Source organism: Rhodonellum sp., from assembly GCF_030656585.1.
Classification (GTDB): domain Bacteria; phylum Bacteroidota; class Bacteroidia; order Cytophagales; family Cyclobacteriaceae; genus Rhodonellum; species Rhodonellum psychrophilum.
In genome coordinates this window covers 24,850-39,221 of the sequence record NZ_JAUSPP010000009.1, presented here as the reverse complement: position 1 = coordinate 39,221, position 14,372 = coordinate 24,850, and the positions used below count along the sequence as shown (strand labels likewise).

At 41.8% G+C, this 14,372-nt stretch carries 11 protein-coding genes; 5 read left to right on the top strand and 6 right to left on the bottom strand.

Annotation, left to right across the window (positions count from 1 at the left end):
• Nucleotides 1-384: 384 nt before the first annotated feature.
• Nucleotides 385-885, top strand: a complete 501-nt coding sequence (locus Q7J63_RS01405) for an antitoxin Xre/MbcA/ParS toxin-binding domain-containing protein (protein WP_304883668.1) — start codon at nucleotides 385-387, stop codon at nucleotides 883-885.
• On the top strand, nucleotides 885-1,355 hold the full coding sequence (locus Q7J63_RS01400) for an RES family NAD+ phosphorylase (protein WP_304883667.1): 471 nt from the start codon (nucleotides 885-887) through the stop codon (nucleotides 1,353-1,355). The genes Q7J63_RS01405 and Q7J63_RS01400 overlap by 1 nt, the downstream gene beginning before the upstream one ends.
• A gap of 569 nt (nucleotides 1,356-1,924) precedes the next feature.
• Here Q7J63_RS01400 and Q7J63_RS01395 read toward each other — a convergent pair.
• Both Q7J63_RS01395 and Q7J63_RS01390 read right to left on the bottom strand, forming a co-directional pair.
• Complete coding sequence (locus tag Q7J63_RS01395) at nucleotides 1,925-3,463, bottom strand: NAD(P)/FAD-dependent oxidoreductase (protein ID WP_304883666.1); 1,539 nt, start codon at nucleotides 3,461-3,463, stop codon at nucleotides 1,925-1,927.
• Between the two features lie 55 nt (nucleotides 3,464-3,518).
• Entirely contained in the window at nucleotides 3,519-4,508 is a 990-nt protein-coding gene (locus tag Q7J63_RS01390; RefSeq protein WP_304883665.1) for a glycosyltransferase family 2 protein, read from the bottom strand.
• 207 nt (nucleotides 4,509-4,715) lie between these two features.
• Between Q7J63_RS01390 and Q7J63_RS01385 the strand changes: the two genes are divergently transcribed.
• On the top strand, nucleotides 4,716-5,603 hold the full coding sequence (locus Q7J63_RS01385) for a glycosyltransferase family 2 protein (protein ID WP_304883664.1): 888 nt from the start codon (nucleotides 4,716-4,718) through the stop codon (nucleotides 5,601-5,603).
• Here Q7J63_RS01385 and Q7J63_RS01380 read toward each other — a convergent pair.
• From Q7J63_RS01380 to Q7J63_RS01365, 4 genes are read right to left on the bottom strand one after another with little or no spacing between them, the layout of a single operon-like run.
• Nucleotides 5,590-6,789: a glycosyltransferase gene (locus Q7J63_RS01380; protein ID WP_304883663.1), complete on the bottom strand. Its 1,200-nt coding sequence runs from the start codon at nucleotides 6,787-6,789 to the stop codon at nucleotides 5,590-5,592. The genes Q7J63_RS01385 and Q7J63_RS01380 overlap by 14 nt on opposite strands.
• 7 nt (nucleotides 6,790-6,796) lie before the next feature.
• Entirely contained in the window at nucleotides 6,797-8,512 is a 1,716-nt protein-coding gene (locus Q7J63_RS01375) for a hypothetical protein (RefSeq protein WP_304883662.1), read from the bottom strand.
• Between the two features lie 2 nt (nucleotides 8,513-8,514).
• Nucleotides 8,515-9,522, bottom strand: coding sequence for a UbiA family prenyltransferase (locus tag Q7J63_RS01370; RefSeq protein WP_304883661.1), 1,008 nt, complete (start codon nucleotides 9,520-9,522; stop codon nucleotides 8,515-8,517).
• On the bottom strand, nucleotides 9,519-10,610 hold the full coding sequence (locus Q7J63_RS01365) for a hypothetical protein (protein ID WP_304883660.1): 1,092 nt from the start codon (nucleotides 10,608-10,610) through the stop codon (nucleotides 9,519-9,521). The genes Q7J63_RS01370 and Q7J63_RS01365 overlap by 4 nt, the downstream gene beginning before the upstream one ends.
• A 748-nt stretch (nucleotides 10,611-11,358) precedes the next feature.
• Here Q7J63_RS01365 and Q7J63_RS01360 point away from each other — a divergent pair.
• Nucleotides 11,359-12,669, top strand: a complete 1,311-nt coding sequence (locus Q7J63_RS01360) for a nucleotide sugar dehydrogenase (protein ID WP_304883659.1) — start codon at nucleotides 11,359-11,361, stop codon at nucleotides 12,667-12,669.
• Nucleotides 12,670-12,856: 187 nt separating this feature from the next.
• Nucleotides 12,857-14,254: a nucleotide sugar dehydrogenase gene (locus tag Q7J63_RS01355; protein WP_304883658.1), complete on the top strand. Its 1,398-nt coding sequence runs from the start codon at nucleotides 12,857-12,859 to the stop codon at nucleotides 14,252-14,254.
• Nucleotides 14,255-14,372: the final 118 nt, after the last annotated feature.

Sequence of the window (14,372 nt, the reverse complement as noted above, 5' to 3'; positions counted from 1 at the left end):
ATCTACGCCCGTAGGGCAATCTACGCCGCAGGCTATCTACCCCCTCTACCATTTTCCAGTCGCAGGCATCTACCTTTTCTCTACCGACAGAAAGCTAAAGCCAAAAAAAACATCAATTTAAATGCTACCGACCCTGAAGGTTTCGTCATTAGACGCCTTCAAGGTCGGTTTTTTTGTTTTGGATTGAATTGCTGTAAACAGTCAGATCCCCAAGGATTTTGGCTTGGCTGAATATTGCCGTTTAATTCGTTTTAAAATTATGGGGTCTGGCCCTGACCAGGATTACAAATCCTGATTTATCTGTAGTCCGAGATGATAAATCTCGGACAGCGGGAATTTTTTAACAGCAAAAATGCTTTATATTTACAGTAAATAGGTTGTGTTATGGCGAAAACAAAACAGAGAACAAAACCATTCGATACCAAAAGAAGTGTTCAAAATGCTTCCGGGAAAGCGATTGCGACTGGAAATGCCACCTTGTATGCTGGTGGAAAGGTATTCCATTGGAGTAACAGACTGGAGCGTGTGGGTGTCATTAGGGAGGGCATTCCGTATGACGCAATAGAGGTGATTAGCAAACGGCTCAATAATCCTGTCAAATCGGTTTTGGCGATTATTGGAATTCCCCAGACTACCTACAACAAGAAAAAAAGTGAACACTTACTATTGGATAGCAGGGATAGTGAATTGGTGGTTTTAATCAATGAATTAATTGATTATGGACTGGAAGTTTTTAACAATGAAGAAGAAAAATTTCAACGTTGGTTAAAAAAACCAAATCTATCAATCGGGGGAAATTCACCGGAAAGTTTGCTTGATACGGTTACCGGTATTAATGAAGTAAAGTTTAGTTTAAATCGATTGGAGTTCGGGAATTTAGCTTAATGATCGTATTTAGGGTTGAAAGACAAAAGTACTTAGATACTACTTTAACGGGGATTGGAGCATCGATGTCTGAAGGTTATCGTTGGAATAGTATCAATACCAGAATAGTATATACTGCGGAAACCAGAGCATTGGCAACACTTGAAGTCGCTGTGCATTTGGATATTGGTGAAGATTTACCAGAAGACAGATATTATGTTGAAATAGAGATTCCTGATGAAATTACCATTCTGGAGGTAAGCATTGAAGACCTGCCGGAAGATTGGGATGCTAAACCACCGACTTTGACAACACAAACCATTGGTGACGATTTTATCAATTATAATGAGGCCGCCATTCTAAAGGTTCCCAGTAGCATCGTACCACAAGAATTCAATTATTTGATCAATCCAAATCATCAAGACGCATCAAAAGTCAAGGTGCTAAGTACATCAAAAATGATCTTTGACTCAAGGTTGAAAAACAAATGATCTACGATCGCCAGGTATAGGCGTAGATGCTTCGCGTAGATTGCGTTTAGCTATCAATCGAATCAACTACCTTAAAACACCCGAAATCTACGCCCAAAGGGCAATCTACACCGTAGGCATCTGCCTTCTACCTTCTTGTAGATCACCAATTGTTAATTACCACTAAACTTCCTTCGGATATGGGGAGGAGGAAATTAGACCGGGCCGGCGCAGGCCAAGAGGGCGGGAGGATTCCAATTTCTTGACTTTTTGGTTATCCCGATAATACCGGGATCGTCAAGGAAAAAGTGACAAGAACATTAGTTTTATTACAGACCTTAGTTTGGATAATTGTATATTCTTTATCCATGGACCCGTAATCAGGATTGCAAATCCTGATGTATCTGAAGTACGAGATGATAAATCTCGAACAGCGGGAGTAGATTGGCTTCGCTGTAGATCACGTTTAGTTTTCAACCCAATCATCTACCTTAAAATACCCGAAATCTACCCCGCAGGCATTCTACCCTCTACCATTTTCTAGTCGCAGGCAATCAACCTTTTTCTGTTTTCCATACCCATCTCAAATATCAGCCTATGTACTGATCATCTGCATTGATATCCCATATCTCTTTCTTTGATGGATGGTCTTTCTCGAATAACTCGACCGCCTTAAATGCCGTCAGCATCGAGTGGTCTTGATTGTTGTATTTATGCAAGCCATTTCGCCCCATTAAAAACAGATTTGTTTTATCTTCTAGAAAATCCTGGACCAGATGGATTTTATGGTAACTCCCAGTGTAAGTAGGATAGGCTTTGGGACAACGAACAACCTTTCCGGAAATAAAATCATCCTGATTCAAAATACCGATAGACTGCAATTCGGCCAAGGCAAACTCCATTAATTCTTGATCACTTTTGCGCCATAAATCGTCATCTTTTTTACAAAAATATTCTGCACCGATCCAAGCATTTTCAGAAGCAGTCATGTAGGGACTCCAGTTATTGAATATTTGAAGCCTGCCGAGTTTCACGCCTTTATCCTGAATATATAGCCAGTTGTCCTCAATGATTTTTCTTTTATCTTTGGGAATGAGCTTAAGCTTGTGTAACTCCAACCCAACAATGATAAAATCCCTATACTCCAACTGACTTGCAACCTGGTAAACAGCTGGCGGAATATCTGTATCCATAGCCTTGATCAGATGTTTAATCGGCATGGTACTGAATACTGCATCGCAACTCAATTCATGCATCTGATTATCTTCGGACCGGTAATCAATGGATTCTACAAGATTGCCTTTGAAATGAAGTTGGGTCACGCTCCCCCGCATGATGAGTTCAACTCCCATTTCTTGACAACGCATAGCAACATTTTCCCAAAGCATCCCGGGACCTTTGGAAGGATATAGGAATTTTTCTATCAAAGTTCGGGCTTGAGGGTTGACCCAACTTGAAGGTATAAAAAGTTTGTAAACGCTGTGCGCAATGATTTCCCTCACTTTCAGGCTTTTGATCCTTTGCTTGCCCCAATCAGCACTTAACTCAATGCAGGATTTTCCCCAGACTTTCTCCGTGTAATCCTTGAAAAATGTCTCATAAAGCTCCTTACCAAAATTATTGATAAAAAAATCTTCCAGGTTTTGTGCATTTTTGATGGGAAAGATCCTCGCCCTGAGGATTCCCTTGATGATATCATAGGATTGCCTGAGCCCCAAAATGACCAATAAACGCAAATTGAGTTTTAAAGGATAGTCTAGAAGTTTGTTTTTATACAATATCCTGGATTTTCTATTCCGGATCAACAAAGCATTCTCTGAGTTTTTGAGCAGTATACTATCCAAGCTATGGGATTGCTGTTGATATGTAATCTCCACATGAGAAGTAGCATCGACTACCGGTAAAAATTGCGTCCACCAATCCAAAACCCTGGGCGAATTAGAAAAAAATCGATGCCCTCCTATATCAATCAAATTCCCCTGGTGATTGACTGTCTTGCTAATACCACCAACTTGATGGTCAGCTTCTATGATGGTTACTTTATATTTTTGGGTTTTTGCCAATTCATAGGCGGCAGTCAGGCCTGCAGGCCCAGCTCCAACGATTACAATTCTTTTTTTGGGTATCATAGTAAACATCATAGTGGGCAAAACCAACTCATGATTTAATGTTTTAAATTTAATTTTATGCTGTTTTTGTAAGTGTTTGATAGGAAATCTCTAGCCTTCCCAAGATGAACCCAGTCAAGGCAAACAAAAAATAAAGTTGATGGAACAGAAAAATAAGCGGTAATACTTTAAAATTCTGAGCGGCAAAAACATAAAATTTCTTTTGAAGCAATAAAAACAGGAGGACGATTATAGGGATGATCAGCATGCAATAGCTGCAATAAAATAGCCCAAAACACATGACTACCAATATGGTGGTGAGTAGGGCAGAAATTTTTTCTACTGTAGAAGTATTTAAATGATTGTCAGCTTGCTCCCGATGCGCATGCATGAGCTTGGTCCAAGGCTTTGCTCTGAGGAAGATATCAGTTTTCATCCAATTGAAAAATGTCCAGTTTTTCAAATGCTTGACCTGTAAATCCGAATGGATTCTAACCACATGGTTTTTTTGAGCCAAACGAATTCCCAATTCGATGTCCTCAACACTGGGAGTTGAAAAAGACTGATCAAAACCGCCGACCTCTTCAAAAGCACTCTTTCGAACAATCCCAAATGCACCCCAAAATACGCCACTCTTGAGATGATTTCTTTGGTGGTGATAATGATGAAAAAGATTCCTGAACTTGGAAATAACATGAGAAGATGAGGGATAAGCATCATAAGAACCAATCAATCCAGCTTCACCGGATGCTTTCACCTTGGTAAGTGCAAACAAAAATGTGTTTTCCTGTACCAATACATCCGAATCCAAGAAGCATAGAAATGCGGCACTTGAAAGTTTAGCGCCATGATTTCTACAGGCGGCAGGACCTGATTTGGGTAAAGCATAAACCTTGACCGAAGGATTGATCTTTAAAAATTTCTCTTTAAACGCAACAACATCCCAGCCATCCAAAACTACAATCACTTCAATTTCCAATCCATCATTCGACAAGACAGCATGTAGACAATTGCCAATAGTTAAATCTCCCTGTTTGACGGGAATAATGACACTCAGGTCAGGCATACGGCAATTGGATTACGAAATCAACTTCTTTTTTTCTCATCGCACACGGAGGAAAATTTTTGCAAAGATATTGAAATATCAATCAATGTTCTAGTTGAGATTTTACTGAAGGTAAATATTTTAGGCCTTAAAAGTACAAAATCCCCCATATACCCATACATTAGAACTATTATTTGAGTAATATCTTTCACTATTTCCGTTCACCTTATGAATCCCGAGGCTATTATAGCTGTTATTATCCCTACTTATGACCGACCGGGTTTACTGCAGAAGTGTTTGCGGTCATTGTCGATCCAAACCCTGCCAAAAACTCTTTGGGAAGTGATCGTAGTCAATGATGGTGGGGTTGATGTCAGTGAAATGGTGCAAACATTTGGGGATAATTTCAATTCCAGTTCTCAAAAAAACCAAGGTCCAGCCGCTGCAAGAAACTATGGAGCCACATTGACCAAAGTGCCGATCTTCGCATTTTTGGATGATGACTGTCAAGCAAGCCCAACTTGGCTGGAAGAAATAGCAAAGAATAGCAAGCCTGGCGTTTTGATGGGAGGCACCGTTGTGAATTACTACAGAGACAATTTGTTTTCTGAAAGCAGTCAATTGCTCATTGCATTTTTATATCAACATTTTCAAGACACACCCAATCAATTTTTCACTTCCAATAATTTCTCCATTCACCGCACAGATTTTATGCAGCACGGAGGCTTTCAAAATCAATTCATCACTTCAGCAGGGGAAGATAGAGAGTTTTGTGTTCGCCTTAATCACCAAGGCATGGAATTGAAATTCATTCCTGAAGTAGAAATAATTCACTTTCACCAGATGACCTTGGTAAGTTTTATAAGGTTGCATCGAAAATACGGCAAAGCGGCACTGATTTTTCAAAAAATCATGAAAAGCCAAAAAATAGCAATACAAAAAAGACCTCGCTTAGAATTCTACAGGAAACTGGTGGTTTTCCCTTTTTACCAAAATCACTTGTCAAAGAAAGAAAAATTTTTTGTCTCCTTAAGCTTAATGCTTTCACAAATATGTGTAGCCCAAGGATATCTGCTTGGAAAAATACATTCACAGAAGCCATTCAAAGTTGGCTGAAATAATGCACGGGGTCCCGCCCAGTTTCCTCCAGTGCTCTTTTTCCCAGCATGCATTCCAGTATATGAGTGGCTTCATTTGGGTTTTCATTTCTCAATATTCTTTCCTTACATTTTTGACCCAGATCTTCCCATTGACATTTGGCATTGACTGCGCTGAGAACCGCGGCTTCAATACTGGCGACACGATGGCTTTTGGCCACAAAACCATCGTTTGACAGCCATTCTTTTGTGTCCCCCACGGCCGTAATAATGGCGGATCGACCACAGGCCATGGCTTCCTTCAAGGCCAAAGGCGTGCCTTCTGCCAAGCTACACAATACCAAAAGCTGATGGGATGCCCATATTTTCTCTATGGAGTTTTCATACCCTCTCAAGTGAACCTTATCCTCCAAACCATAGTGGCGAATCAACTTTTGCAAATAATTTTCATCAGGTCCGCGACCAAAGAAACTCACTTGAAAAGGAATTTCCCGAAGTGCTTGGCTGCTGAGCGCTTCTAAAAATAAATCTTGTCCCTTGATAGCCGTCTGTAATCTGGCAACATAGGCAAGTTGAGGGATTTCATGCTGAGGATAAGGAATTATCTGTTTTAAATCCGCTTTTAAAGGGTTTTGAACGACTCTTGCCCGGGGAATTTTCATGGCGAGTTGCATACAAGCTTTTTTGTAATTGTGGTAGGAAACAAAAAAAATACCGCTACACCCTTTCAACAATTGCTTCCTTGAATCCCGGAATTGATCATCCACATCCAATCCCCATTCCCAATTTCTTTGGGAAATCATATAGTATGGAATCCCTCTCTGAATACAGTACTTAACCGGGTAAAATTGATGATGCAAACCATGATCAAAGGTCTCACCGCTTGAGAACAAAATCACTTCAGGCTTCCATCGATTGATGCCCATCCATTCCAACACAGTCTGATCCAGTCCTAAGCGGACAGAAAGTTCAGCTATTCCCCTTTTGATGAAAGGTTGGTTTTTTTCAAAAGAGGGAAGCCTCCTGAAATGCAGGTCAGCACCCAAATTTTGAAGCGCACCTATATTTTCATTCAAGCTTTGGTGCCTGTATGTGGAGACCATCACTTCATCCCCATTTTTCAGGGCTTTTAATGCGATGGATTTCCACAGCTCCTCGCTTCCTCCCCAAGGAGCCACATTCATACTTATGATTAAAATCTTCATCTGCGCTTCACTTGATCCGATAAACAAAAAATTCACCTGATTGCAAGACAATATCTTCCAGGGGGATCTCCGCCAACTTTTCCATTCCACGATCCAAACAATAATCAAAACCTTCAATCATGGAATCTTTTGATTCAATAAATTCTTCCTGCGTGGGAATATTGCCGTAATCATTGATCTCAAATGCTCCCAAAACAACCGGGACTCGGTAATTGACCCGTGCATGATGCAATCCCAATGCTTTAAACTGATAAGAAATTGAATAATGATCACTTCCTATCAGGGTGTACCACTCTGGCAACGTCCTGTTTTTTTGTGTAAAGTAATCCGGAAAATAATGGTAATGCTTCGCATAGATGGCCGTGCCGACAACAAGCAAAAGTGTTAATTTGCTGATTTTCTCAAGGATTCCCGTATCATATTTTTTGTAAAGAATCCATTGGTTAAGTCCAAGAATGAAGATCAAAACAGTCAGCAGCAATGGTGCCCAAACAAATCGTAAAGGTTGAGCGGTATTGCCCAATACGAGCATCCAAGGAATCCCCATCAGCAACCATAACATGCACGCCAGTTTTAACTCCCTTGCCAAAAAAACTCTTTTTTTCCAAAGGAGCCAAGCCACAAGCAAAAAGAGGAGAAAAATTAAAGTTGACCTGTATCTCAGACCTTCCTGTAGCAATTCCCACATCAATTCCTTACCCGATAATTCCCCACTTATTTGAAATTGCGCGTTTGAAACAACAGCGGTCCCATGTGAAGCGACATATCTAGACTGACCATCCAGTTGGATGAGGGGAGCAAAAGGATTGTTTACCAACCAATGGTTTCTGATCAGGACAGGGGCTATAAACATCAGGGGGATTATACTGGTAATAAAAGCTGGCTTGCCTCCAAGCGTCCTGAGGATTTGTATCCACAAATAAATAAGCGGGAGAAACAAAAGCAAATAGTTCGTGTACTTCAAGCCCAAGGCGATGGAGAAAATCACAAATGCTCCGATCAAATGATCTTTTCGGTGACTTTGGCAAAAAAACAAAATACCAGTCATCACTACATAGGTGTTCCAAGTATCAATTTTGCCCGTTGCAAAAACAAGGAAAAAGGTTCCTTTGATCAAGAGGGCGGAGAGGACAAAAATCTCACTCTTCCTTTTGCCAAAGAGATCCTTACCCGATTGGTAAATCAAATGGATCAATGCGACCGTACCCAAAGCATCAAGCGACCGTACACCTGCATATCCCGCAAACCCAAAAGGAATCGTGAATAAATATTCAACCCCCTGAGGCATAGTGGTGTATTGGGTTAAATAGGGATTAAAAGCCAGCCCGTTTGTAAAAACCCATGCAATGCTAGGCAGGTAATAAAATAATCCATCGGTGAAGATGGGCGGTGAGAAAAGTCTGAAAAGATAAGGAAGAAAAATTACGGAAATCAGCAGGGGAAATAACCAAGAAAAATTTGAATCTGATTTTTTGATGTCTTTTAATTGAAAGAAAATCGCAAGCAAGAAGAGCGCTACACAGGTGTACCAAATAAACCCTGTTGGCAAAAACATCGATATACCTAAAAAAAACAGGTGAAATAAGCCAAATCCCACAACTACTTTTCCATGTATTCCCTTGTATTGCACACCTTTCAATGCCAGTGCCAATTGACCCACGGCAAAAAGTCCCCAAAAAGTAAAAATACCACTCGCTATTCCTATTAAACCTTCAAAAAACATGCTTAAATTTTTATGGCTTTAAAAGGAAGCAAAGTCTTTATCATGGACATGTTTTTCATCAACTCGTTTGGAAACAAGATTACGAAAAATGGAAATCCAAGCAACAACCAAGGATGAGAGATCCCCAGTATTCCCAGAAGAGAGACTGGGAGAAGAAACTGATAATAGCCTGCCATCAGAATATTCCAATTGGGCTGATCTCCCGGATGAAGAATAAGCACAAAGGTATGAGCCGTGTACCTGCGAATCGACCAGGCGTAGAGCCAATAGATCCCCAATACAGCTACAAGCGCATACAGGTGAAAATACAGGAGCATACCTATAAAGAGAAAGACCTCCGCGGTCAAGAGCGGCCATTCAATATTGCTGATTTTTTCCACTGGAAACTGACAGGCAAAGGTATTTACACCCACCCGCTCATCATGGTCCCTGTCCAAATATTGATGACTGAGAATGCCTCTCAAGCCATATATAAAACTCCAGCCCCCAAGGAGAAGAACTGCCATCCAATCCACTGATTGGGAAAGGTATTCAGCCAAAAAGACAAACATGCCGATTGCCGGAAAAACATGTGCCCCAAAAGTATCCGCCATTACACCGTAAATTCCCCTTGCTTTCAGCCGAATGGGAGGGAATGAATAACAGGTGTAGCTCAATTGTGCTGCAATAAAAAAACCGATTCCCATGGAAAAATCTCTCAAAAGATAAATGAAAAGGGCAATGATCCCTACCGAGCCAAGAATTAACAGCTTTCGCTGCCGCACAGAGAAATTTTGAAGTCGGTTGGTTTTTCCTGCTTGTAAATCCTCCTCCAAATCGGTGTAGTCATTGATAAGGCTTACATATACAGCACTTGCGGAGACTACCAAAAGCAGTACCAAAAGGAACCCCAAGATTGTCCAGGATATATCTTGGGGATAGAGATAGCAAACCATGAGTCCGATTGAAAGTAACAGGGTAATCTTGGGTTCCCACCAGTCAGATGTTCTTGTGAATGCGGGTGCAATCATTCTGTCATAATTTTAGGAGCAAGCAATTGATATTTTTTATAAGCGACAAGGGCTTCCAATACATGACTACTGCTCAACGCTTTCGAGCCAAATCCGGATTTTCTATCCGGCTTGCCATAAAAAATCACCCATTTTCCCCAGGAACCGTCAGACTGCTGCCTATTCAATAGGAATTGTATGGATTGCTGCGGTATTTCATGTCCGTACGAAGCATGGATCAAAGTAGTGATCGCCAGGGCGGTATCCAGTTCACTATCAAAAAACTGCCCATTACCCCGTAGGTTTTCAAAAATCAATTTCCTCACCAGAGCTTTCATGGGCTCCAGTTTGGGAATGTTTTGTGTAAAGTTTTTACTGAAGAAATAATAGACCAGAGAGGGTCTCCCATACCACTTGTCACAACTCTTTTCTTTGGATTCGGTAAGCACCTTTACCATCCAATCTACAATCGCCTCGGTTTTTTCAGAATAGCCCAGATAGAGCAGAACATTGGAATTGACAACGGCATCTATATCCCCTTTATCGCATGGCATCAACTTCCAGAAATAGTATTGACCAATCGGATGTCTGAATTCCCTTCCCAGTGACAGCCAGTAGCGTACATTCAAATTCAATTGGGCTCTCCAGGTGATCCAGGTATAAAATAAACCCTTTGATGAAAGATTTGACAGAAAAAGAGCCCTGTTGTCAGGAACTTCTTGGTGAAGTTTGGAAAGCAAGTGGGAGGCCATGGCCGTATTGTCCAAATCAAAGGGGATAAATCGGCTGAGTGGGTGATGGTCTGTGTAATGTCTCCAAAGCCCGTACTTGCTTTGATGCAATGCTAAAAAACCGGATAGTTTTTCTAAAATATCTTTTCCAATGGGTTCCTCCTTCAATGGCAACAAGGCATGACCGATCAATGAATTGGGGAAGAGGGTGTTCGTTTCAGCTATAAGGGTGACATCGTCGCCCTCCAGCAAATCATCCACTATCTTAGTTTCAGAATTTGCAAATTCACAAGCAAACTCACCATGGGGCAATTGTTGATCCCTTATAAAACTAAGACCTCTTGAAATTGCCTGATCGATATTATTGATATCTATCATGTAATCGGGCATTGAACGGATATAGAGTATAGGGCATCGATCTCAATTATGCAAGGGAGAGTAAATGTAAGGATAAATCCAACTTTGTCCCACTTTGGGGCAGATGTTTCGCGTAGATTGTCCATTGATTTATTTTTGCCTTCGGCAGATGGATTAACTTAGGCGTGGAATGGCTTCGCCGTAGAACACATTCAGTTTTCAATCGAATAGCGAACCTTCCAGAAAACGAAATCTACGCCCGTCGGTCAATCTACGCCACAGGCATTCTACACTCTACCCTTTTAGGTGCAGAATGGCTTCGTTGTAGATAACGTTTAGCCATCATTGGGATCATCTACCTTAAAACACCCAAAATCTACGCCCGTAGGGCAATCTACGCCGCAGGCTTCTACCTTTTCTCTACAATTTCATTCCCTTTTCTCTACAATTCCATCGTCTTTACTCAAAAATACCCCAGATTGGGTATAGGATTCCCAACCATTAGTCCCGACCTTTGCCCTTCCCAAATAACCTGAGCTTTTTTACCGCCTTCCTGCTTTTATGGGTTTCGCGTGTGTATCAAGGCTTTATCGTGCTTTTTCCGCTAGGTGATGTGACTGAAAGGGCGAAGCTGTATCTGATTCCTCTCTTTAACCCCCTACAGTTTTTTAAGTTTTAGGGGAAAGGAAAAAATTCACACGATTTATATCCGCCAATCAGTTTAATTCTTTCAGCGAGAGATTAGATCAAAATCCATTTGAAAAATTTTATGTTGATCCCTTTAAAAGAGTCAAAAATAGTCATTATCGGCCTTGGTTATGTAGGCCTGCCTTTGGCAGTCGAATTTGCAAAGCAATACAGAACAGTGGGCTATGACATCAATTCCGTTCGGATTGATGCGCTTCAAAAAGGGCATGACCGTACCTTGGAAGTTTCAGATGAATTGCTTCAATCCGTGTTGGTGAAAAACCCTCTGGAATTGAACCAAGTTGGAAAAGGACTTCTGGTGACAGATGCAGTGGCGTCGATTGGTGATGGAAACATCTATATCGTCACCGTGCCTACCCCGACGGACAAGCACAACCGTCCCGTCCTCACACCCATGCTGACGGCATCTGAAATGATCGGTCGACATCTTAAAAAAGGGGATGTGGTGATCTATGAATCCACTGTCTATCCGGGTGTCACCGAAGAGGAATGTGTTCCGGTTTTGGAGCAATTTTCGGGATTAAAATATAATGAAGATTTCTTTGCCGGATATTCTCCCGAAAGGATCAATCCAGGCGATAAGGAACATACTGTTGCGAAAATCTTAAAAGTGACTTCCGGCAGTACGCCCGAGGTGGCCGAATATGTAGATCAACTCTATCGTTCTGTGATCACAGCAGGCACGCACAAGGCGCCTTCCATCAAGGTAGCGGAAGCTGCCAAGGTGATCGAAAATTCTCAAAGGGATATCAATATTGCCTTTGTCAATGAGCTATCCAAGATTTTCAACCTGTTGAATATCGATACGAATGAGGTGCTTGAAGCTGCCGGAACCAAATGGAATTTCTTGCCTTTCAAGCCGGGACTGGTAGGAGGGCACTGCATTTCCGTAGATCCGTTTTATCTCGCCCAAAAGGCACAGGAGGTAGGTTACCATCCGGAAATTATCCTGGCTGGAAGAAGGCTGAATGATTCCATGGGCAAACACGTCGCCACCGAGACCATCAAGCACATGATGCGCAAAGACCTGAAAGTCATTGATGCCAAAGTACTGATTTTGGGTTTTACTTTCAAAGAGGACTGTCCTGATGTGAGAAATACGCGCGTGATCGATATCTACAATGAACTCAGATCCTTTGACATGGAGGTAGATGTCTATGATCCATGGGCAGATCCTGCTGAAGTCCAGCATGAATATGGAATTGAGATTATCAACGGAGGAAAACAACCGGAGATGGGGCAATATGCCGCTGTTATTTTAGCTGTGGCGCATCAAGAGTTTGCCAATTGGAAAATACAGAAATCAGAGCAATTGGTTGTCTTTGATGTGAAGGGTTTGATAGGAAAAGAATTGGTCGATGCAAGATTGTAAATGAAAACGCAATAAATTTTTGAAGAACTGAGTAATTGTTTTTAATGTTAAAAAACTATTATAAGGTATATTCTATATTTCCTATTCCTTAGTTTTTTTAAATCTACAATTCGATCTCTAACCGAAATACTTTATCGAAATCCCAATTCTGATTCAGCGCTACCACTGGTAGTAAATAGTACAAGCCATGAAAAAAATAAAAAACATTTGCTGCATTGGTGCCGGTTATGTAGGAGGCCCAACCATGGCGATCATCGCCCAAAAATGTCCCCATATCAACGTCACTGTGGTAGATATCAATGAAAAGCGAATTGCTGCTTGGAATGATGAAAATGTGGAAAACATACCGATTTACGAGCCTGGTCTGCCCGCGGTGGTGAAGGAGGCGAGGGGGAGAAATCTCTTTTTCTCTACGGATGTGGATGCGGCGATAGACCAAGCGGAAATGATCTTTATCTCCGTCAATACCCCCACCAAAACCTACGGAATGGGAAAGGGAATGGCCGCCGATCTTAAATTCATTGAACTCTGTGCGCGTCAAATCGCCAGGGTAGCCACAACAGACAAAATTGTGGTGGAGAAGTCCACGCTTCCCGTGCGTACCGCGGAAGCTTTGAGGAGCATTCTGGAAAACACAGGAAATGGGGTAAAATTCCAGATCCTCTCCAATCCGGAATTCCTCGCGGAAGGAACGGCTGTAGAAGATCTTTTCGCCCCAGACCGTGTACTGATAGGTGGCGATGTGGAGACGGAGGAAGGAAGGGCAGCAATGGAAGCGCTTGTGGAGGTCTATGCCAATTGGGTGAATAGAGAAAACATCCTGACTACCAATGTATGGTCTTCGGAGCTTTCCAAACTCACCGCCAATGCTTTCCTTGCCCAAAGGGTTTCCAGCATCAATGCGATGAGTGAGCTTTGCGAAAAAACAGGAGCAGATGTAAACGAGGTCGCTAAGGCAATCGGTATGGATTCCAGGATCGGATCCAAATTCCTGAAATCCTCGGTGGGTTTTGGAGGCTCTTGCTTCCAAAAGGATATATTGAACCTGGTCTACATCGCCAAATCCTATGGATTGGATGCGGTAGCGGATTACTGGGAGCAGGTGATCATCATGAACGACCACCAAAAAAGCAGGTTTGCGGCCACCATCGTAAAAACACTTTTCAATACCGTATCGGGCAAAAAAATAGCCCTTCTTGGCTGGGCCTTTAAAAAAGACACCAACGATACCCGTGAATCGGCAGCGATCTACGTCGCGGATTATCTCTTGAATGAACAGGCAGAAGTGGTGGTTTACGATCCAAAGGTGACAGCAGCGCAAATCTTTGCGGACCTGGATTACCTGGGCAGCAGAAGTCCCGAAGAAAACCGGCGATTGTTAAAGGTCGTAGCAAAACCCTATGAAGCCTGTGCCGATGCACATGCCATTGCGTTGCTCACAGAGTGGGATGAATTTGCTACCTATGACTGGGAAAAAATTCATACAAATATGATGAAGCCGGCATTTTTGTTCGATGGCCGTGGGATATTGGAGGAATTGCAATTGGAAGAAATAGGATTTAAAAAATATAGGATTGGGCGATGAGTGGGAATGGAAGATAAATGTGCAGCATTGAAAGCTTCGCCAAATTACCTTTTAAATCTTTCTAAGTCCAAAAAGAGTTAATTTATAAAAACAATACAAAATCAAAATAACATACAGT